The organism is Paenibacillus sp. Root444D2, from assembly GCF_001426375.1.
Taxonomy (GTDB): Bacteria; Bacillota; Bacilli; order Paenibacillales; family NBRC-103111; genus Paenibacillus_E.
The window spans coordinates 721,381-742,345 of sequence record NZ_LMEO01000050.1; the positions used below are offsets into that span (position 1 = coordinate 721,381).

General features: G+C 44.9%; 14 protein-coding genes. 5 read left to right on the plus strand and 9 right to left on the minus strand.

The genetic code is table 11. The features are described from left to right. Positions 1-124: 124 nt before the first annotated feature. From ASD40_RS30605 to ASD40_RS30630, 6 genes are all read right to left on the minus strand, one after another. On the minus strand, positions 125-421 hold the full coding sequence (locus ASD40_RS30605; RefSeq protein WP_057306895.1) for a DUF6509 family protein: 297 nt from the start codon (positions 419-421) through the stop codon (positions 125-127). A gap of 81 nt (positions 422-502) precedes the next feature. Further along, complete coding sequence (locus ASD40_RS30610; RefSeq protein ID WP_057306896.1) at positions 503-754, minus strand: transporter suffix domain-containing protein; 252 nt, start codon at positions 752-754, stop codon at positions 503-505. Between the two features lie 639 nt (positions 755-1,393). Further along, on the minus strand, positions 1,394-3,682 hold the full coding sequence (locus ASD40_RS30615; protein WP_235549446.1) for a chondroitinase-B domain-containing protein: 2,289 nt from the start codon (positions 3,680-3,682) through the stop codon (positions 1,394-1,396). 267 nt (positions 3,683-3,949) lie between these two features. Then, on the minus strand, positions 3,950-5,068 hold the full coding sequence (locus ASD40_RS30620; protein ID WP_057306897.1) for an alginate lyase family protein: 1,119 nt from the start codon (positions 5,066-5,068) through the stop codon (positions 3,950-3,952). 112 nt (positions 5,069-5,180) lie between these two features. Continuing rightward, positions 5,181-6,290 carry a glycoside hydrolase family 88 protein gene (locus tag ASD40_RS30625; protein WP_063860290.1) on the minus strand — a complete coding sequence of 370 codons (1,110 nt, stop codon included), beginning with the start codon at positions 6,288-6,290 and terminating at the stop codon, positions 5,181-5,183. A 70-nt stretch (positions 6,291-6,360) separates the two neighbouring features. Then, on the minus strand, positions 6,361-8,871 hold the full coding sequence (locus ASD40_RS30630) for a glycoside hydrolase family 2 TIM barrel-domain containing protein (RefSeq protein ID WP_057306899.1): 2,511 nt from the start codon (positions 8,869-8,871) through the stop codon (positions 6,361-6,363). A gap of 132 nt (positions 8,872-9,003) precedes the next feature. Between ASD40_RS30630 and ASD40_RS30635 the strand changes: the two genes are divergently transcribed. Both ASD40_RS30635 and ASD40_RS30640 read left to right on the plus strand, forming a co-directional pair. Further along, entirely contained in the window at positions 9,004-9,882 is an 879-nt protein-coding gene (locus tag ASD40_RS30635) for a helix-turn-helix domain-containing protein (RefSeq protein ID WP_057306900.1), read from the plus strand. A 207-nt stretch (positions 9,883-10,089) separates the two neighbouring features. Continuing rightward, a complete protein-coding gene (locus tag ASD40_RS30640; RefSeq protein WP_057306901.1) occupies positions 10,090-11,346 on the plus strand; it encodes a glycosyl hydrolase family 18 protein in 1,257 nt (418 codons plus the stop codon). 21 nt (positions 11,347-11,367) lie between these two features. Here the strand turns inward: ASD40_RS30640 and cdaS are convergent, their stop codons facing one another. The 3 genes from cdaS to ASD40_RS30655 form a co-directional block, all read right to left on the minus strand. Then, positions 11,368-11,991 (minus strand): sporulation-specific diadenylate cyclase CdaS, encoded by a 624-nt coding sequence (gene cdaS, locus ASD40_RS30645; RefSeq protein ID WP_082562559.1) that lies wholly within the window; start codon positions 11,989-11,991, stop codon positions 11,368-11,370. A gap of 402 nt (positions 11,992-12,393) precedes the next feature. Further along, positions 12,394-15,945, minus strand: a complete 3,552-nt coding sequence (locus tag ASD40_RS30650) for a collagen binding domain-containing protein (protein ID WP_057307105.1) — start codon at positions 15,943-15,945, stop codon at positions 12,394-12,396. Between the two features lie 191 nt (positions 15,946-16,136). After that, a complete protein-coding gene (locus ASD40_RS30655; RefSeq protein ID WP_057306902.1) occupies positions 16,137-16,823 on the minus strand; it encodes a class D sortase in 687 nt (228 codons plus the stop codon). Between the two features lie 299 nt (positions 16,824-17,122). Here ASD40_RS30655 and ASD40_RS30660 point away from each other — a divergent pair, with 299 nt between their 5' ends. The 3 genes from ASD40_RS30660 to ASD40_RS30670 all read left to right on the plus strand — a co-directional run bounded on the left by ASD40_RS30660 (position 17,123) and on the right by ASD40_RS30670 (position 20,940). Continuing rightward, positions 17,123-18,241, plus strand: a complete 1,119-nt coding sequence (locus ASD40_RS30660; protein ID WP_057306903.1) for a response regulator — start codon at positions 17,123-17,125, stop codon at positions 18,239-18,241. Positions 18,242-18,320: 79 nt separating this feature from the next. Further along, on the plus strand, positions 18,321-18,683 hold the full coding sequence (locus ASD40_RS30665) for a response regulator (protein ID WP_057306904.1): 363 nt from the start codon (positions 18,321-18,323) through the stop codon (positions 18,681-18,683). A gap of 421 nt (positions 18,684-19,104) precedes the next feature. Then, a complete protein-coding gene (locus ASD40_RS30670) occupies positions 19,105-20,940 on the plus strand; it encodes a UbiD family decarboxylase (protein WP_200957485.1) in 1,836 nt (611 codons plus the stop codon). Positions 20,941-20,965: the final 25 nt, after the last annotated feature.

Below are 20,965 nucleotides of genomic sequence, written 5' to 3' on the forward strand. Positions count from 1 at the left end.
TTATTCATTATTTTCTTGACTAAACAGTCCGAAAAAGGATAAATACACCGCGTTGATACTTGATTCAATAGGAAGAAAAACAGCCATCCAAGATGCATGCATCTCGAATGGCTGTTCATTTTACTTAATCATTTCCTTCATGAAAATGCTCTTTACAAAACGCTTCTACTGCGGCAACTTCATCATCCTCTAAATCAAAATCCAAATAGAGTTGTGTCGTTTTCTCATATAGCTCGTATTTCATAATTCCGGACTTTTCCTCTTCCACGCTATAGATCGCTCTAATATATAATCCGCTTTCGGAGTAAAGCTCATCATCTTCCTCAACTTCAATATCTATGAGAAATTCATATCGCTGCCCCGTCAATATCCCAAATGGATCTTTCACTAATTCCACAGTGTAACTTGTCATTGTAAACATTGGACCACCCCTTTTTCATCTGCAGGTTATAGTATACCTGAAATTAAGAAAAAAACTAAACTTTCCTGAAGTATCTCTTCTTTATTCTCCATCGTTACTCGACTTATGCTGTTTTCGCGACCAGTTTTTAGGATTTAAGTACCGTCTATATTTTCTCGCCACTTCTTTACCAAGAATGATGCCGCCTGTCCAGAACGCAATTTCGCTAACAATAAGAAGACCAGCGATCCAACCAGCCATCTCACTTCCGTTATGAATGAAGAAGGGAATCGTAAATGCCGACAATAGAGCAACCCCTGAGACGATCAGCAAAGCAATACCTAGTTTTTTCAAATAAAACAACCCCCCACTTTCAACTCCTACACTTAAACTCTACTTGGCTTTTCCATCATTATCAAGTTTTATAAGAAAAACTGATTACTCCGCCCCTTAAAGTCATTCAGCAGCTACGTGAGGTAGATAGGCTTCTATTCAAATACTGATAAACAGCTGGTCAGATCCAACTCTGTGGAGTGATTTCGAACATATAAGCTGCTAATCGGAGGATCGGAGGGAACGAGGAGCCTCTATTTCGGTGATTATGCTGATACAGGGCCGGTAAGCGGAACGTGGGGGCGTTATTTTGGCGTTTTACCGGTTTTTTCGCCTCGAAAGCGGAAATAGAGGCTCCTCGTTCCGCGAAAACGTGATATACGCGTTTTTGAGTAAAATAAGGCATCTACGTTCCGCTACAATCTGGTGAATATGTTCACAGGTGGGTGAACATTAAATATTGAGCTACATGGCAGAAGGAGCGACTATATTGGAGAATCGACACGAAATGGACGGTTGAGAAAACCTTTATCAAGGTCAAGGATGTGTGGCCACATAAGAAAGCGGTTATGAGAACCGAAAACTTATACTTTCTTACATGGAAAAAAGACCGCACAGCCTAAGCTGTTGCGATCTTCATTTAAACTATTTAATCATTACTTATGGCGCATTCGGTCCAACCTCTGTTACAACCAACGGATGTTTCCCAAAGGATGTGCTTGAAGACCGTTCATCTGCACCAATATCCGTGGTGGAGCGTGTTTCTCCATCCATATCCTCTGTTACAAAGGTGTAGGTTCCTAAAGCAGCGTTGATCGCCGGACTGGTAGCGGACAATTTTTGCAACCCGTTAACGGTTGTTAACAACGGATTGATTCCCCAAATTTGGGCAGCCGTCCTCGAACTATTATTGCTAACTGTGCTGCCGAACCCCATATTCCCTTCGAATACGGTGTTGGTGGTCACAACTTCATCGTACAAGGTACCCGTGGAATTTCTCACGATATTATTAGCCACTCTGCTGTCCTGAGCAGCGTATGTTTTACTGGAACCAACAACAATTCCTGTCGTGCTATTAACGATCGTATTATTGATGACTTGCGCTCGGTAAATTTTCCACTGCGCTCTCAAGTCATCAGGTGTTGGATTGGAAGGATACCCACTCGTGCCCCCATCATAATTACCATTGTCAAGAATAATGGCGTTAGCCGTGAGGTTCTCCATGTAATTGTTGTAAATCTTATGGTCATTGCCATAAATACGGATTCCCGCTTCTTCCGTTTCTACACCATCACCAAGGAAATAGTTTCCGTAAAATGAGTTGTTATGTCCATGTCTTGAGGTGAGCCCTCCTTTGGACGTCTTAAAGGTATTATAACGAACCGTGTTGTTGCTGCTTTTCACAGAAACGATTTCGGGTTCGCCATCGCAGTTCTCAAATAGATTATACTGGATAGTATTAAATCCATTGGACAAGGAGATTCCTGATAATCCAAGGCGTATCGTTTCTTTACCATTAGCCACCCATGGACCCACATCATGAAAGTAATTATATTCGATGACGTCATACTGAGAGATGTTTCCGTCATTATCACCTTGATAGGCAATTAGAGGATCCATGTCGCTCTTGGGACCGAAGTCATTATGGTCGATTCGATTGTGATGACTATTGACTCCGCTAACCTGAAGCCAGATGAGGGTTCCTCCGGTTGCTTGCAGCGCGAATTGATTTCGAGTAACTCGAATGTTATTGGATCCATCAAGGAGAAGGGCTGTGTTTCCTAAGTTTGTAAATTTAAGCCCTTCGATAACGACATTGGATGAGTTTTGAATTTGGAGAGACGCCCCGCCAGAAATAATCGCCTGCCCTTGATTAGCTGCCTTGATCGTGATAGGGCTGCTTGCTGTTCCGTTTTTGTTGCTCAAGACGAAGGGGCCTGTTTGTGAGTAGGTCCCATTAGCGAGAACGATCGTAGTACCCGCACTTGCATTACTCAAGGCCGTTGCTAACTCTCCGGATGTGGAAACAGGTATACCAGGAGTAACAGGAACAACACCATAGATTTCTACCTCAGTATAACTGTTCCATGTGTTGACGGAGTTGCCGTGTCCAACAATTCGCACATAACGGATTGGCGTTACATCTGGGAAGTCAAAAGTCTGTAAGCTTGTATTCAAACTGCTGGTCACGTTAGCCTGAACCGTTGTAAAATTCACGTTATCTGTGGAAGTTTGAATATCGAAACTAGAAGTTCTTGTATCCCCGCTTAAAAATGCAATCTTAATGAAGGCGACCTTGACATTCGAACCCAAATCGTACTTGATCCATTGCCCATTTCCGCTAGCAGACCAACGTGTGGTCAAGCTTCCATCCACTGTGTTAGCAGGCACATTCCCATCATCCGCGCTTGCGGTCACGGAAGACCCGGAGATGGAGAACTTCGCGTCACCGGAAGCGCTTACAGAAGTGTCTCCGTAAATTTCAACCTCTGTGTAACTATTCCATGCGTTGACAGAGTTGCCATGTCCAACAATCCGCACATAACGGACGGGGTCTACATCCGGAAAATCAAACATCTGCAGGCTTGTATTCAAACTGCTCGTCACGTTAGCCTGAACCGTCGTAAAAGTAACATTATCCGTAGATACTTGAATATCAAAATTAGATGTTCTCGTATCCCCATTTAGAAAAGCGATTTTAAGGAAAGATACTTTTTTTACAGAGCCCAAATCGTACTTGATCCATTGCCCGTCACCACTTGCAGACCAACGGGTCGTTAAGCTTCCATCCACCGTATTGGCAGGTACGTTCCCATCATCCGCACTCGCCGTCACGCCAGACGTTGCGACCGACAATTTAGCGTCAGCAGCATAACTTGAAAAAGGGATCATGGCAAGAAATAAACTAATCATTAACATAACAATGCCTGCTTTTTTTCCTTTTCCCATTAAAACATCCTCCTCTTATCTTGGTTTCATTAACGAACAACCAAACCTTCCAACCATTGAACTCCTTTCATTGTCGTCGAGTGCGCACTCTCCTTCAATTTTATATAAATCATGGAGATAATAAATCTTCATAATCGTAAATTCATCTTTAAAATCGAAACTCCACACCCTCATTACCTAATCTGGATATTCAAATAGGGATGTAAACATAAAAAAGGGAGTGTCCTTGGTTACCAGACATCCCTTCACTGCATTGCCTCTACATTCTTACAACCAAAGCATTGGTTGTCTGATGGCCATATTTCGACGCACCTCTGAATTCGCCGGGCTTTTGTCCAGCAAGTGCCACAGCTTCAGCAAATCATTAGATTCGTAAGCAAGCCCTGCGAATAATAGAAACGATATCCCTACAGGCCACTCTTCAAAGCACTCCACATCATGCCTATAAGGCCACGAAGCTTTATTCATTAAATATGGCGTCAGAAAATCGATTCCCTTCCGGATTCCCCTTCCATCGAGTAATTGATAATCCCATAGGTTATCGTTCGGAGTCGATAGGATATGGCAGAGGGTGACCAGATTATCCAATGCGAAGATGGAATAGGCGTAAGGCTTAGTTCGTGCCAATTCCCTCGGCAAACTGCCGTTCTGATCCATTTGTTCAGCTAGCAGACGGGTCTTGAATTGTTCCCGACAATAAGCAAGCATTTGTTGATTCCCAGTCATCCGACCAAATGCGGCTGCTTGCACGAACCAACAGATCCCATGATTATTGGACGCGTCCCGTTCCTCAATACCTTGCTGGTGCGTGCTCATCCAATTCAAGTAACTGGAGAACCAATCCTCGAGGCTCAACCTGAAAGCATCCTCCACACTTAAAGACCTTTGCAAAACTTCAAAAGCTACCGTAATGTCGATCAAGTGGAGCGTATCGATAATCCCGATTCCCCTTCCCTCGCATACACCAGGAATCGCTTGGGCATACAGCAGATGCGGATTCATTCGGGTCTGTTCATCCAAGAAAAACCCCTTCAAAAGCTGTATCGCTTTTGCCGCATGCCGCTCATCCTCAGTAATCCGATAGGCCGAAGCCAACCTGACCACGTGCGACCTCATAATCCGCAGCGCACTCCGGTGATAATCGAAATTGCCAGGATTACTTTCGCCATCGCGGCGAATATACGGCAGTTCGTCCTCCGTATCCGGATTCGGCCACCAATAGTCTCCATTCGAATAATAGTCATGCATGCCTCCTGGACTTCCATGAGCAATATGATCTGTTATATGTATCATCGAGGCCTGAAGCGACTCCTCCGCATCATGGAGAATTCTGTCCATATCAAAGTAATCATTCCATTGTTCCTTCTTTAACTTTAAGATTCCCATTATCAGGCTCCTCCCTGCAAACTACTAACCTTCCGCGTGCAACTCATGTAAAAGCAATTGGCCTGTGACCTACTAATTCCATAATGAAATTAGCTAATCACAGGCCAGTTTGCTAGAAAATACGATTCTTCCAGCCTAGCAGCTTCGCAATAGCTTCAACGTAATAATAGTCCCCATAAATCAAGGAAACATCAATGTTCTGCCCAGCGGGTAAATTTCCAGTTCCACCACGTAGGATTGCCTCATGCTCCGGCTGATCCCATGTCGCATAGTTCTGGGTCAAGGAAAGCAGGATCCGTTCCGCTGCTCGTCGATATAGTGCGCCCTCTACGGCTGGAAGTGCATCAGCCAGCTCAAGCAGACCAGACGCAGCACAGGTTGCCGCAGACGTGTCGCGCGGGAGGCCTTCCAATGATTCATCTGCGCGGAAATCCCAATGCGCTACATAATCTTCAGGCAAGCAAGCTAGAAAATAGTGCGCTACGCGTCTAGCGGCATGGAGATATTTGGCATCCCCTGTGTAGCGGTAAGTGTTCGCCATGCCATGCAGCGCCCATGCTTGCCCACGGCTCCAGGAAGAGTGAGGTCCTGCTCCCTGCCCGCCAAGCGATTCGATGAGTTCACCCGACCTAGGGTCAAAGCTTAAAATATGATTCACAGATCCGTCTTCTCGGATAAAGTGTTCCACCACCGTATCAGCATGCGCCTTGCCTACATGCTCAAACCGTGGATCAGCAGACTCTTGTGCAGCCCAAAACAATATAGATAAGTTCATAGACGAATCTACGATAGACCAACCGATTTTTTCTTGATTCCAAGCTCTCAGAAACTGACCAGCCAGATTGAAGCGTCCCGTTAAGAAGTTTGCCGCGAACAGCCCCCGGCGCTTACCGTCCTGATCGCCTGTCAGCTTGTATTTGATAACCGCCGTCGGCAGGAATTGAAAGCCTACATCATGATGATAGTTGTTAGCCTCGATCATCTTCTTTTCAAACTTCTCGTCCCAGCTCCAAGCCGCTTTTTTGTAATGCTCCTTGCCTGTCATTTCGTGCATAATCCACAGGATGCCTGGCCAAAAACCGGATGTCCACCAATCATGCCGCATATCATCGTAGATCCCGTCTTCCTTAGCCACATGCGGAGATTTATCCCCGAGCTGCTCGATCATTCTATCTACCTTAACCTGCAGCGCCTCCCATACGAGGGGCAGTGCTTCCTTCATGCTTGCCGCGTTTTTCCACTTGTCAGCTTGAATCGTTGTCTTGTTTTCCATTCGATTCGCTCCTTTGGTTTTATTGTAAAGTGATAAAAGCAGTAGCAATACCTTCACACTTCGCGCTAACTATCGAAGTAGGCAAATGAGTCACTTTGCCTGCTTTGATCACAGCCATGGCTGGTCCGCCCGCAGATATGAACGCAGTCTCGCCGATGGCAGCTGCGCTTCCTCCTAACGGATCGATATAAATCCCCGCGCGTCCAGTTGCTAGCTGTACAAGCTTCGAGCCATGGATCGTGCCAAGACCATCAAGCAGCTTACCATCGCCGCTAAGTCCGAAACGAATGAAATGAGAAGCATCTGGACAAAAAACACCCTTCTCGTCAAACATACGCGCTTCCACATAGATACGACCATCATCCTGTTTCACTGACGCAAGCCGAAGCTCCGTCGGCTCCCCCCATGTCTCTGTCTGGTAGTCGAAGGTCAGCTCATCTTTCACGATGATGCCTTCCTTCTCAGCGATGACCTGCAGATGGTTCATGCCAGGATTGAAGGTCGTGTTCCAACGTAGACCCGCACATGGGAAGTCTTTGGAATCTCGCAGTTTTATACCTAAACTAACCCCATTAAGGAAAAGCTCCGCCTTAGGGCAGTTGGAATAAACCTTTAGGCACTTCTGCTCATCCTCAGCCCCCCAACGAACTGGCATCGTGTGACCGTAGATGCGCACCATAGGTTCTTTAGACCAATAAGATTGGAATACATAAAAAGCTTCCTTCTTCGTCAAATCACGTTCAACGATTCCCTTCATATTCAGATACGGAATCGGTGAATCCGGTCGGACTGGTGTGGCGAAATCCTTGAAGGACCATTGTGCTGCACCTGTCAGCCAATCCATTCCCTCTTGGCATTTTAAATACCAATCGATCATTTCACAGAAGTAGGTCTCCGACCAGTCTCCGTCGCGAGAGACACGCGTTTCGCCTCCAGTAAGTAAATAATCCCCATCTCGCTCTTCTGTAGCTCCGTTTCCACGAGGGATATACTCGAAACCTGTGTACGTTTTCTCCACATGCCGAGTTGGCAAATTATCAGCCCCCCATTCCATATGGAAAAAGGAGTCCACCTGTTCAAAGGCCATCCGGGAGCTTTTCTCGTAGTCTGTGTATATGCCTCGATACCACCCAGCCCAAATGGATGGCGAGTAGACATCAATAATATCTTTGCAAAACTCACATCGCCGTATCGCGGTCAGGCGCCCTGCATCCAACTGGTGTGACAGGTCATGAAGTTCTTTCATAAATCTGCGGATTTCTCCCTGATCAAAATAATCAAAATCGCATTCCCAATCATTTTCATTGCCAAGCCCCCAAAGAATCACGGACGGATGATTGTAATGCTGAGAGATCATCGCGCTTAGCATATCGCGACATTGCTGCCGGTAAGCTTCGCCGCCTAAACCTCCACGGCACCAGGGGATTTCCTCCCAAACCAATATGCCGAGCTCATCGCATAGATTCAGTACAATTCTTGATTGCTGGTAATGGCCTAGCCGTATAAAGTTAGCTCCCATACTCTTAATCAATCGCATTTCTTCACGTATCATCTCTTCTGTCATCGCAGGCCCAACACCGGCATGATCCTCATGTCGATGTGTACCTCGAAGCAATAACCGCTCACCATTAAGCTTGAACGGACCCTGTTTTATGAACTCGAAGAAACGAATCCCGAATTTCTCGTTAACCGTTGTCTCTCCATGCATACTCGAAAGTGTCACATTACAACCATACAAGACAGGTTGATCCTTCGACCAGAGTTGAGGGGTATCTAGCTCGAATACGGTTAGCTCCTTATCACCTTCCCACGGCATTGAGCTCACATTTGAAACCGCTATCACTTTGCCTGTTGGATCCGTTAATTGAATCGTCAATTGCAGGTTTTCGTTCAAGCCCTTCGGATTATATAACGCAGCGCGAACTTTCACCGTACAGGAGGATATCGAATCCGAGCCGGTTATCATCGACCTTTGCAGGGCTTGTGTGTCGGTCTCGATATGTACTTTCTCCAGCGACATCGCTGGCACATAGACCAGACTCAGATAGCGATACACACCGCCATATAGGTGGAAATCACTAGCATCTGACGGAATCGTCTCTAGCTCGCGGCTGTTATCGCACATGACGGCTACGGCTACTTTACCCTCATACCGTTCAATTGTACGCGCTCGTGCAGCAGCTTCAGTAATATCAACCGTGAATTCATCATAACCTCCAAGGTGCTCGCCCACCTGCTCGGTATAAACAAATACGCTTGAACGCTGTCCAGCTCCTTCAAAGTGCAAAAGCGTTCGCCCGTTCGGATACGGATTGTTCACCTCCAGCTTTGTGCGATACCAGCCCTGTCCTTGATAGTACTTACTGTCTGGGTCCATCGTATCCAAAGCATTATAAGAATGCGGAAGCTCTACTTGCTTCCATGGGACATTATAGTGATTTTGAAGCTTATCACCTCGCCATACCTCCCATACGCCTCCTAGACTCCCACAATAATGCTCCCAATTCTGATTCAAACGTTGACCAAGCAATGTCTATCACTCCTACCGAAATTCTTGCCCTCAGTATAGCAAAAATCAATCGAACAGAGTGTAGTGCTCTTATGATAAAATGTTGTTGTATTATGATTTAACAGATTAGAGAAGATGGGAGTCATTCGGACCATGAAGGTAATGAATTACTTGAACCTTAATCAACACCCTGCACATCTTCAATTTTTCCGAAATCGGACAAATGCTTTTGCTGAAATCTATCACGCACATCAAGGTATGGAAATCCTTATCGTCCACGAAGGCACCGGTACCGTCATTGTGGAACAACAAATTTTCGATCTGGCCCCAGGTATGCTCTTTTACTTCAGACCTTTCCAGCTTCATCGGATTCGTATGAACGAACAAGCCCAGCATGCGTACATCCGATCCTTTTTCGTATTTGAACCTACACTGCTTGATGACTGTTTAGCTGCATTCCCTTCCACACGCGAATTTTTCCAGAAGCTTTGGAAAGACCCCTTGTCTATTCAAAAGATAAGCGGACTAGACACGGAAGCTTTTCATAACTTGCTCCAAGCACACCATCATACAATTGAGCATGCCAAACCAGAACATTTGCTGGAAGAGCAATTGTTCTTCTTAACCAACCTGATGCATCATTTAAAAACATCCTATCCATTAACCGGCTACAACCTATCCGCGGAACGTAATTCCAAAGTAAAGTCCTCATCCATTGCTGAGAAGGTCATGGAATGGATTGAAATCCATTACATGGAGCCATTTGAGCTTAATCAGCTCGCTCAGGCCATTCATCTATCTCCAAATCATATATCCGCGGTATTTAAGCAAATCGTAGGCAGCAGCATTACTGAATATTTAACCGCTAGACGCATTCGTCAAGCCTGTTTATTGCTTAAAACAAGTGACATCTCAATACAGGGAATCGGACAGGCCGTGGGACTGGGGAACTTCTCTTATTTTTGCCAAATGTTCAAGAAACACGTGGGATTGACCCCCTATCAGTTTAAACGGACGTCAGAGCAGCCATAGTATGAAAAGACAAAGATGACTATCCCATAGCCTTCTATCTTTTCCTTAGAGCACGGATTCTTTCTGATCAATTTGAACAATGTTGAAAAGTTTTGTTGATCCCATCCATTCCCCTTCGTAAGTACGGTGCAGTTGTTCTGAAACATGCTTATTAATGAATATTTATGAAGAAAGTATCTTTGCTCTGCTGGGGGGACAAAATTTCATATGTTCATTTACACCGTAAAAAATGGAGATTCTCTTTTTTCTATTGCTTCAAAATTTCAATTTCCCCTCGATAAAATCCGTGAAGTAAACGGCTTGATTGATCCAACGCTGGTTCCCGGTCAAGCTTTGATTGTTCCATCAAATTATTATATTGTTCAGCCCGGAGATTCGTTATATACGATATCACAGATGAGTTTGGTACAAGTGAACACCCTGCGTTCGGCTAACGGACTTCAGAGCGATGTATTATCTGTAGGCATGAAGCTGTATCTGCCGGTGAGAACCAAATACCCGGAAGAAGGCTTAAGTTATTTCATTCCTGCTACACCTGAACAAATTGAAATGACCACCCGTAACTTCTCACCTTACAATGCTTACTTTGGCATTTTTGAATATCACATTACCGAAGAAGGAAACTTGAGCACGTTAAAGAACGATGAACTCGCCGTAATAGCTTCAAGGAATCATCGAGTTGCTCCTCTTGCGACAATTACGAATTTAACGCCGGAAGGGTTCAGCCCTGAAATGACAAGGCAAGTCCTAAACTCTCCTGAAATAAGGAATCGACTCATTAATAATATCTATACATTGATAAAAACAAAAAATTATGCTGGTGTAAATGTTGATTTTGAGCAAGTACGGGCAGGGGAAAGAGACTTGTATACCGGCTTTTTACGTTCGTTAAATGATCGTTTGAATCCGGAGGGATACTTAACATCGGTCGCCCTTCATGTAAAAAAAAGCGATAGCGATTATCCAGGTTATGATTACGGAGGGATCGGTGCTGTCGTGGATTTCGCTTTCATAATGGCCTACGATTGGCATGAGAAGCATTCCGGTCCTGGACCCATCGCCCCAATCGATGAGATTCGTAAAACCCTCGATTACGCCGTGCAGCGCATGCCTCGGAACAAAATTATACTTGGGGTACCTAGGTATGGGTACGACTGGACGATGGATAATGGAACCGTTATGAGCGCTAAAGCTGTTTCCGTTACAACGGCTACCGAAACAGCTATGAGGTATGAAGTACCGATTCAATATTCCATACAGTACCAACAACCTTATTTTTCATATTGGGACGAGAACGGTAGAAGACACAGTGTGTGGTTTGAAGATGCGCGAGCCCGTGCAGCAAAATTTCAAACTGTCGTCGATTACCAACTTAAAGGCGTTGGGGCGTGGCAGCTCGGATTGAATTTCCCGCAATCTGTTTACTTAGTGGAACAGTTCTTTTATCAGAAAAGAGTGATTTGAATCTTTCATACCGTTGGTCGGCTAGATCATTGGATCTAAAGAATTAATGGGGTGCAGGATTCCCTTATAGGCAAACGAAGCATTACCGGTTTCCTCTGAAACAACGAGTACAAGAGCATCGGTTCGCTCTGTCAAACCTATCGCCGCGCGGTGTCTTGTCCCCAGTTTTTTATCTACCGAAATATTAGATACTGGCAAAACATTCGCAGCCGAAACGATTCGATCGGATTGAATCAGTAGGGCTCCATCATGCAGTGGGTTGCCAGGGTAAAAAATGGCTTCCAATAACGAGTAAGTCAACGTGGCTTCCAACCTAATGCCTGAGTGCATAAACATATCCAGCAGATCATTCCTCTGGATCACGATCAAAGCACCATGTCGACGTTCCGACAGATGCTGAATGCAAATGGACAAGTCTAAATAATGGTTGGTGAAAGAGGATAAATAACATTGCAAATAGAAGGAAGCCGCAATGGATTCGACTTGTTTGAAGGCTTCACGAATTTCGTCAAATCGACTTAAAAGACAGCTATTTTCATCATTATCTAAGGTATCCAAGCTGCACTCTATTTCAGCGGAAATGTGGCGCAATTGTTGCTTCAATTGTTCTTTCATCGGGGATATGTCACAATTTTCTTGCTGCACTCGTCACACCTCAGAACTTCATTATTATGTTCTCGAATATGTTGATCAACTTTCGGTATTCCTATGAATTAATATGTACATCCTTCCTTTTATGTATTACTTTAAATGTAATCGTCAGCTGCCTAGATTTCATGGTGAGGAAAAATAAAGTTCTGTAACTATCTCGACAAAATTCTGTACATATCTGATATGATGGATAGGAAAAAATTCTCATAAAATTGAACTGAGGTTGATGGATTGCTTTCGAAAAAACAGATATTGATAATCCTCTCAATACCGGATCAGGGCACTACCGTCACTTTTCAGATCCCACAATAAGGAATGAACCAAAGCAATTATAACGAATTAATTTTCCCATTTCCAAATAAAAAGCCCGCCAGATATCTCTGGCAGGCTTTAATTTTATTTCTTCTTCCATACTCTTTTTCTCAGCATGACTCCCGCAAGGATCAAAGCAAAACCGGCTAACTCTACATATAAATGGCTGGTTTCCCCTGTCTTCGGAAGTGTTTGTCCTGGTATTCCGTTAGCCGTTAAAGTTCCGAGAGGAATGTCTTGAACGTTAATATCAATGAATGTTTCCGTTTCATTGCCATCGGGATCTTTTATAACGATAGTTATCGTATCTTTCCCGATGTAGCCTTGGTCTGGTTTATAGGTCCAGCTTCCATCTGGATCAATGGTTACCTTACCATGCTCCGGCGGTTTGCCGATGGATGGTATGGCTCCCTTTGGAACTTCAATTTTACCATCAATCGGTGTGTCCTTATCCGTTGTTCGATCATCCGGCGTCGGCGTTGGCTTTGCCGACGGTGTTGGTGCCGGCGTCGGCGTTGGCTTTGCCGACGGTGTTGGTGCCGGCGTTGCCGATGGACTCGCTGTTGGTGTAGGTGATGGTATCGTCGACGGGCTCGGCGTTGGCGTTGGCGTTGCGGATGGGCTCGACGTTGGATCTGGACCCGAACCTGACCCTGGATCTGGCGACGGGCTTGGTGTTACTGGCGGTGTTACTGGTCCAGCCACCTTCGTATTCGAAACATTTAAAGTAATACCCGCCGTCGAATTAACTGCTACCAGGTGTTCGCTTGCATCGAGCGTGTATCCAGACGGAGCCGCTGTTTCTTTTACCAAATAGTCGCCAGCCAATAACTTCTTGAATACAACCGTACCGGTCACATCCGTTGTCAGGGTGCTGATCAATGAGCGGGTAGAACCTGACTTCCGATATAGATCAAATGTTGCCCCGTTAAGCCTTATTCCACTATCGGCCGAATCCACTTTCTTAACCGTGAGAGAGCCTCTAATACCGCTGCCTGTGCCTGATCCGCTTGAAACTCCGACCACAATACTTTTGGTCGTGTCTTTGGTCACACTAGTCACATTGTTGCCGCTAAAGCTAACTTTATTGGAGACGGTTTCCTTATCGCCTGCAACGATCAATGATTGATACTCCAGAACATACGCCGTTGAGATCTCATGCAGGAAGTTCAATTCAAAGGTCTGTTTGCCGTCATCGTCCGTGATGATTGCAACCGTATAATCCGTACCTTTTGTTAATTCTGCACCCTTGGTCACATCGCCGTTGGCTGCAACTGTAGTAGCAAATAAATGGAACGAACCGGGAAGCAGCAATTGATTTTCAGTTGGCGTATCCACAATTTTGGCATCCGCTACCGTTGATTGTCCGCGATTGATATCAATCGTCCAGTTGATTTTGTCCCCGTCCTGCACACCGTTCTTGTTGACATACTCGCCCCCTTTTGGGATGGCCACACTCGCCGTCAGGTTACCGGAAACTGGAGCAGAACCGTCAAATAGTCTTGCCGTATTATCTACTTTATCTCCAATCAGTTTGCTGTCCAGACTTGTTTTAAAGACAATGTAATACGGAGAGGAAATGGGGTGAACGAAAGTCACAACCAGTTTATTACCGCTTTCGACCGTGTACGTATAATCTGCGCTATTTACAACCGTCCCTTGAGACGGATTACCGTTCGCAGGAATCGTCATATTATACAAAACCAAAGAATTGGCGACCAATTGCTGACCGGACTCCAAAACATCCTCAACCTTGGCTACGGCAAGAGTTTTACTATTGTAATTGACACCAATCGTCCAAGTCAGCTGTTTGGTGCTTGCATTGTAAGAACCATTCTTAAATCCGTTATTTTCCACTTCATTTCTAGGGGTAAACGTTGAAGTTATGGTTTTGGTTTGTGCATTTAAAGAACTGTCGATCCAATCTATCTTCGCATTATTAATAAAATTGGTCGTGCTGCCGACAGGACTGATCCAGTCGTTATTGAATTCGGTTGTGTAGCTAATGTTAACTGGCCCGGATAACGGCTTGTTGAAAATTATTTGGAAGCCTTGATCAATCGCAGAATCGTCTACTGTATAGTCAGTCGGACTCATCGGCATGGCGCCCTCTTTGACAGTTAATGAAGCCGGAATGAGGTGGAGACCCTTATTCGGAAACACATCCGTAATCACAACGCTATTCATCGTTTGGCTGTCACCGTTAACGGCAATATTCCATTCCACCGTCTTAGCATTATAATTGATTGCTCCCACATTCTTGACAATGACCACCTGGTTCATTCCTTGAGTGGCCGTATCGCTATTCCCGCTGCCAGAGGTAACATTGTTAGTAATCGTAGCATTGTCGATAACACGTTGAATGGCCTTGGTTTGGTACGTAATTTTGTACGCGGATGAAATCGGATTATTGAATTGCAACTTGAATCCGCTTTGGTTGGTTCCGGTTGCTGTACTTACCGTATACTGAGCGCCGGGCAACTCACTGCTTAACGATTCGACTCCAGACGAATTTTGAGTAACCGGATATACATGAATAGATCCTGCAACGAGCTCTTCCGAGTCGTTAAACAAATCCGTCAAGAAGGCTGCGGCTTGTGCAATGCTCTTCTCATTGTAATTGTACTTAATGGCCCAATCGATGGTTTGCGTACTGGAACTATAACCCGTAGAGGCTTTATCCAGGGCGGTGCCATGCTGCACAGTAACGGTTGCCGTAGCATTAACGGGTGCTTTATTGCTGCCTTCAAAAGTGGCTGTATTGATAAATGAAGTTTTATCAAGATCGGTGACAGGCGTTGTATATTGAACCCGGAATGCCGATTGAATCGGGCTGTCCGTAAAGCTCACTTTCAGCATATTGCCCGTTATGCTCACGTTGTACTTGCTGACATCTACCAACGCCCCTTGGACGGCCGTTCCATCCAGATTCATATCCAGATTGTAAACAGCGACGGTAACCGGAACGTCCAGACCTGCAGGAATCGGGTCGGTGACTACTGCGTTCTGAACGGAATTCAGCGCCTTGTTCACATCAACCGTCCAATCGATGTTCTTCGCATTAAAGCCTTGGGGCACACCGCTTTTACCTATTGTTGAAGTGACACTTGGCTTGAAGCTGAGCGTAAAGATTTGTTCCCCGCTTCTAATAGGCATTTTGATAATTTGAGTCGTGCTACCCGTTATTTTCTGGGTGTCAAATTGTGTCTTGAACGTCAAAATTCCCTTCACATTATCATGGCTTTCAATATAGTTATTAAAGGTCATTGTGACTTGATGATTATTTTTATTAACACTAAAAGCTCCTACATCCTCGTCTTCAAACTGAAGAGGGCCGCTGAGATCATTAAAAAGCAGAAATTGCTGTGGAAGCGTGAAGGTAAATATATCCCCGTTGTGGTAACCATGGCTGTTCGGCAAGGACCAGGTATAGTCCAATTGCACCTTGGAACCTTGTTCATAAACGTTTTCCGTTACAACATGGTCCGAACTGTCATATACAGCCATCGTAACGCTGTCGATGATATTGCTTGAAATTGTGGCTGCTTTTGCCGGCATCAAAAAACCAAACCCATATATGCCCTGCATAAAAATCAAAAGCGCAACCAGCAAAACGCTTGTCTTTTTCTTTAACATTTCTTTCGACACCTCTATCTTCCTGTTATTGGTTCAATTCATCAAAAAAGTCACATTTTGTATTGTAGGATATTGAACTGAACGAAATCTGAACAAAAAGCAAAAAGAACCCGCTTCCTGATTCGGATGCGGGTTCTCCTGTCAACAAAAAGATTTGGCTATAGTAGCATATACCTATCTACTTGATTAGTTTATTCTTTGTGTTCTAGCAATTTCCCTTTGACAACGATCCGATGCGTCGGATTTTCCATAGGATCGCAGGTAATTAAGGTTATCTCCCGATCCTTGCCGTTGCCTTCCAGAACCCAGACATCCTCGGGGAGGACATACTGCTTGTCCTGTACTTGATACCAATACTGCAAACTCCCCGTATCTACTTCGATCCAATCACCGACATCGACTTCGTCCAACCTGTTGAAATTTTTGCCATAGGTCAGATTTCTGTGTCCGGCGATGGCGTAGTTGCCGACAGCACCCACTTTACCTGTATGGGCAATACTGGCGACGGATAGTTTCAAGTTCTTCGCCGTCGCATCCGTTAGTATCGGAAGCTTCAGATTAATTTTGTCGATGGCTAGAATTCCCTCGATGGGTCCCCCAGTGATCGCCAATGGCGTTGGGGACGGTTCTACGCTTAGTAGGTTTGACCCTCTGAGTAAAATCATATTATTGTTTTCCTTCGTAAGAAAGGGAGTATCCATATCCACCAGCTCCCCAATCGGTTCAGATGCTACCGCATCGATATGCCCGAGAGTATTCTGCCATTGCTTCAATATTTGCTGCTGCTTGTAACTCTCATAGCGATCATTAATCGTCGGGTATAGAAAAATAATTATCCCAAGCAAAATCAACACCATCGGGAGTGTTCTTCTCATCATCAGAGGTTCCTGCCTTTGAAAGTGTAAACTGTCTCATTATCATCGAATAACTTATTTACTCAGTTAACCATATCCTACTGAACAAAAAATGAAATTTCCAACAATATGAAATTTCCACACGTTATTACCGATATATAGTCCATATGGCCTAGTTACTTGTAAGAAATCTCAATAATTGTTGTATTAAGAAATGTATAACGTCGAATCAAGCAATGTTTGTTAGGGAAATCGGCCTATTTTGTGTCCCGTTGCATGGAATACCATCACCATGCGACTCCCTGTGAAGGAGGTTATGAGAGATGAAAGCGATCATCATTGATGATGAATATCTTGCCGTTAAATACTTGGAAAAACAATTATTGAAAGTCGGAGGAGTCGATATTATCGGCACGTATACCAACCCTGAGATTGCCGTTGAGGGTGCATTGGAGTTGATGCCGGATGTTGTCTTTATGGATATCAACATGCCTGGGATTTCGGGCATTGAAGTTGCAGAAAGGCTCCACAGCCACTTGCCGCAGCTGGACGTCGTGTTCGTTACCGCGTATGACTCCTATGCTGTTAAAGCTTTTGAAATGAACGCCATCGATTACTTGTTGAAGCCATCAAATATTGAGCGCATCCAGGTGACAATAGAACGATTAAAGCAATACCAGGATTGTAAACACAGCATACCAACGGAGTCTCCCTCCCCTCTTCTTAGATGCTTTCAATCGCTGCAGTTCGACGCGGGACAGACCGAATTTATAACCTGGCGAACAGCCAAAGCCCAAGAGCTATTCGCCTATCTGGTTCATCGGAACTGTCGACCTGTAAGAAAAGATACGCTGCTGGAGCTTTTGTGGCCTGAGTCCGATCAGAAGAAAGGCTTAACCCAGCTATATACAGCCATCTATCAGATACGCAAAACGTTGCATGCGATGGGAAGCAGCATAGAGATACTAAACGTTGACAAAGGCTACACGCTCGATCTCAAAAATACCCGGCTTGACGTCGAGGAATGGGAAACTGGTTTGCTCGAGCTCCCGGCTCTAGAACCCGGTACGTTATCCCAATATAAACAACTGCTCGATCTGTATCGCGGCGATTACTTCGCGGAATATGACTACATCTGGGCTGAAAGCGAGAGAGAGCGGTTGAGGGCGCTTTGGTTCCAGCATGCTGTTTGTGTAGCAGACTTCATGGCGGCTTCCGACATGTATGCCGAGGCCCTATCTCTCTACTATCGGATCCAGCAAGCCTTCTCTTACAGCGAAGAAAGCTACTGGGCATTGATGAAGCTGTATCATGCTCAGGGCGACTACGCATCAGTTCAAAGGCAGCACGACAGTCTATGCCTCATCCTCAGCGAAGAATTCGGGATCAAACCCAATCCGGTCATTGAGGACTGGTACCTTCAAAATATGATTCACTCTTAACAAGCACAGTTTCAATTTATGTTCAGATCGTTCCGCTACAATTGGTAGGATTGACCTAAGAGAATTGGAGCGGTGAGCGATGCTAAGAATAATGATTGTTGATGATGTATCCTATATGCGCCTGTTGCTTAAAACAATGCTCGAAGCCAGTGGATATGAAGTCGTTGCCGAGGCCGCGTCCGGTGAAGAAGCCATTGAAAAATACGCCATTTATCGACCTGATCTAGTGACAATGGACATTACAATGCCGGGAATGCATGGGATTGATGCCACGAAGGCCATTATCCATAAAGATCCTTCCGCAATTATCATCATGTGCTCGGCGATTGCACAAAAGGATTTTGTGCTGCAAGCTATACGAGCCGGAGCCAAGGACTTTATCGCGAAACCTTTTCAAACATACAAGATCCTGAATACCATTGAAAGCTTACTTGCAAAGTAGCAACTTTTTGAAAGTGCATTCGATGTCTACATTCTTTCCGAAGTGTCTATGAATCGTTACTCTATATTTACGAATTATCGGATGCTGGTCTTGATGTGATCCCAATTTTGCTGAATTTGATTCCGTCTGTGTTTCCGACATCATGATACTGGCCGGGACTGTCCCGAAAGTAGAGTGTTCTACTTCGGGATGGTCCCTTTTTGTGCTCGGCAGCGCCTCAACGCATAATACAAGGAAGTAAAACTGGGAATTAAATTAGATAATAGCGAGACGCTTTAGTTCCGAAGAATTCTATTTTTGGTAATGAGAAAGAATACTTTCTCACTTGCTGGATGTATGGTTTTTTATTTTTGGCATTTGTTGTAGAATGACATTATTACATAGACCTTTTGGGGAAAAGGTATCCGATTGGAGTAAAATAATGATCTATCAAAATTTAGAAGAATGCTTAGTTGATTTAGAAAAGAACGGACATTTGGTTCGCATTCATGAAGAAGTTGATCCTGAGCTTGAAATGGCAGCCATTCATATGAAAGTTCATGAAGCCGGTGGCCAGGCCTTATTATTCGAGAATGTTAAAGGTTCGAAGTTTCGGGCGGTATCCAACCTTTTCGGTACAGTAGAGCGCAGCAAATATATATTTCGAGATACTTGGGAAGGCGTGAAAAACGTAATCTCTTTGCGAAGCGATCCCATGAAGGCAATGAAAAGCCCACTTAAACATATCGGTACGGGGCTTGCTGCCTGGAAAGCACTGCCGATCAAAATAACCGGTGGTCTGCCGGCTGCTTTTGAGGAAATCAGCATTACTGACCTCCCACTCATCAAGCACTGGCCAGAGGATGGCGGTGCATTCGTCACCTTGCCTCAAGTGTATTCGGAAGATCCGGAGAAACCAGGAATTATGAATTCCAATCTGGGGATGTATCGGATTCAACTGAGCGGGAACGAGTATGAATTAAATAAAGAGATCGGCTTGCATTATCAGATTCATCGCGGCATCGGAGTCCACCAGGCAAAGGCAACTAAGCAAGGAGCCCCTTTAAAAGTAAGCTGTTTTATTGGCGGGCCGCCAGCGCATACGTTGTCAGCGGTTATGCCCTTACCGGAAGGCATGAGTGAGATTACCTTCGCGGGCTTGCTCTCAGGCCGCCGCTTCCGCTACAGCTATATTGATGGCTATTGTATTAGTCATGATGCTGATTTTGTTATCACAGGAGAAATATATCCTGGCGAAACCAAGCCGGAGGGCCCTTTCGGCGATCATTTGGGCTACTACAGCCTTACCCATCCTTTTCCTCTCATGAGAGTTCACAAAGTATATGCCAAGAAGAATGCGATCTTTCCATTTACTGTCGTGGGCAGGCCCCCTCAAGAGGATACGGCGTTCGGGGCATTAATTCATGAACTCACAGGCGATGCAATCAAGCAAGAAATTCCAGGTGTCAAAGAAGTTCATGCCGTAGATGCCGCGGGCGTACACCCCTTGCTCTTTGCGATTGGCAGCGAACGTTACACGCCCTATCAACAAGTCAAGCAGCCGGCAGAGCTACTCACGTTAGCTAATCGAATTTTAGGTACGGGACAAGTTAGCTTAGCCAAGTACTTATTCATCACAGCAGAAGAGAGCCAGCCTTTGGATTCTCATGATGTAGAGCATTTCTTAACTTACGTTTTGGCTCGAATAGACCTTCATCGGGACCTTCATTTTTATACCAATACGACTATCGATACCCTAGATTACTCAGGTACAGGTTTGAATAGCGGCAGTAAGGTTGTATTCGCAGCAGTCGGAGATAAAAAAAGGGATTTATGTCTAGAGGTTCCTGGCGTTTTCAATGAAATACCGGGGGTCCAACATGCGCGTTTGGTCATGCCGGGAATCGTCGCGATTCAGCTTTCTGAATTTAAAAGTTACGGCGAGACACAGGTTGAAATGAAAGATTTATGCGAGGCAATTGGAGCAAAAGGCCCACTCCCTGCTTGTCCATTGATCATCGTATGTGATGACAGCCATTTTATGAGTGAGACCATTAACAACTTTGTTTGGGCTACATTCACACGCAGCAACCCTTCCCATGATATATACGGCGTGAACAGTTATTATGAGAATAAGCATTGGGCTTGCGATAATGTTGTGATTGATGCGCGAATTAAACCGCACCAAGCACCGCCATTAATACCGGATCCAACGGTTGATAAAAACATCATGCGATTATTTGCCAAAGGCGGCAGTTTAGGCGGCATTCAAAAGTAGTAAAGAGCAAAAGCAGCATCACAAC

Coding starts and splice junctions, on each gene's coding strand:
- ASD40_RS30605 (WP_057306895.1), bottom strand. CDS start 421: ATGTTTACAATGACAAGTTACACTGTGGAATTAGTGAAAGATCCATTT.
- ASD40_RS30615 (WP_235549446.1), bottom strand. CDS start 3,682: ATGGGAAAAGGAAAAAAAGCAGGCATTGTTATGTTAATGATTAGTTTA.
- ASD40_RS30620 (WP_057306897.1), bottom strand. CDS start 5,068: ATGGGAATCTTAAAGTTAAAGAAGGAACAATGGAATGATTACTTTGAT.
- ASD40_RS30625 (WP_063860290.1), bottom strand. CDS start 6,290: ATGAAGGAAGCACTGCCCCTCGTATGGGAGGCGCTGCAGGTTAAGGTA.
- ASD40_RS30635 (WP_057306900.1), top strand. CDS start 9,004: ATGAAGGTAATGAATTACTTGAACCTTAATCAACACCCTGCACATCTT.
- ASD40_RS30640 (WP_057306901.1), top strand. CDS start 10,090: ATGTTCATTTACACCGTAAAAAATGGAGATTCTCTTTTTTCTATTGCT.
- ASD40_RS30650 (WP_057307105.1), bottom strand. CDS start 15,945: ATGTTAAAGAAAAAGACAAGCGTTTTGCTGGTTGCGCTTTTGATTTTT.
- ASD40_RS30655 (WP_057306902.1), bottom strand. CDS start 16,823: ATGATGAGAAGAACACTCCCGATGGTGTTGATTTTGCTTGGGATAATT.
- ASD40_RS30660 (WP_057306903.1), top strand. CDS start 17,123: ATGAAAGCGATCATCATTGATGATGAATATCTTGCCGTTAAATACTTG.
- ASD40_RS30665 (WP_057306904.1), top strand. CDS start 18,321: ATGCTAAGAATAATGATTGTTGATGATGTATCCTATATGCGCCTGTTG.
- ASD40_RS30670 (WP_200957485.1), top strand. CDS start 19,105: ATGATCTATCAAAATTTAGAAGAATGCTTAGTTGATTTAGAAAAGAAC.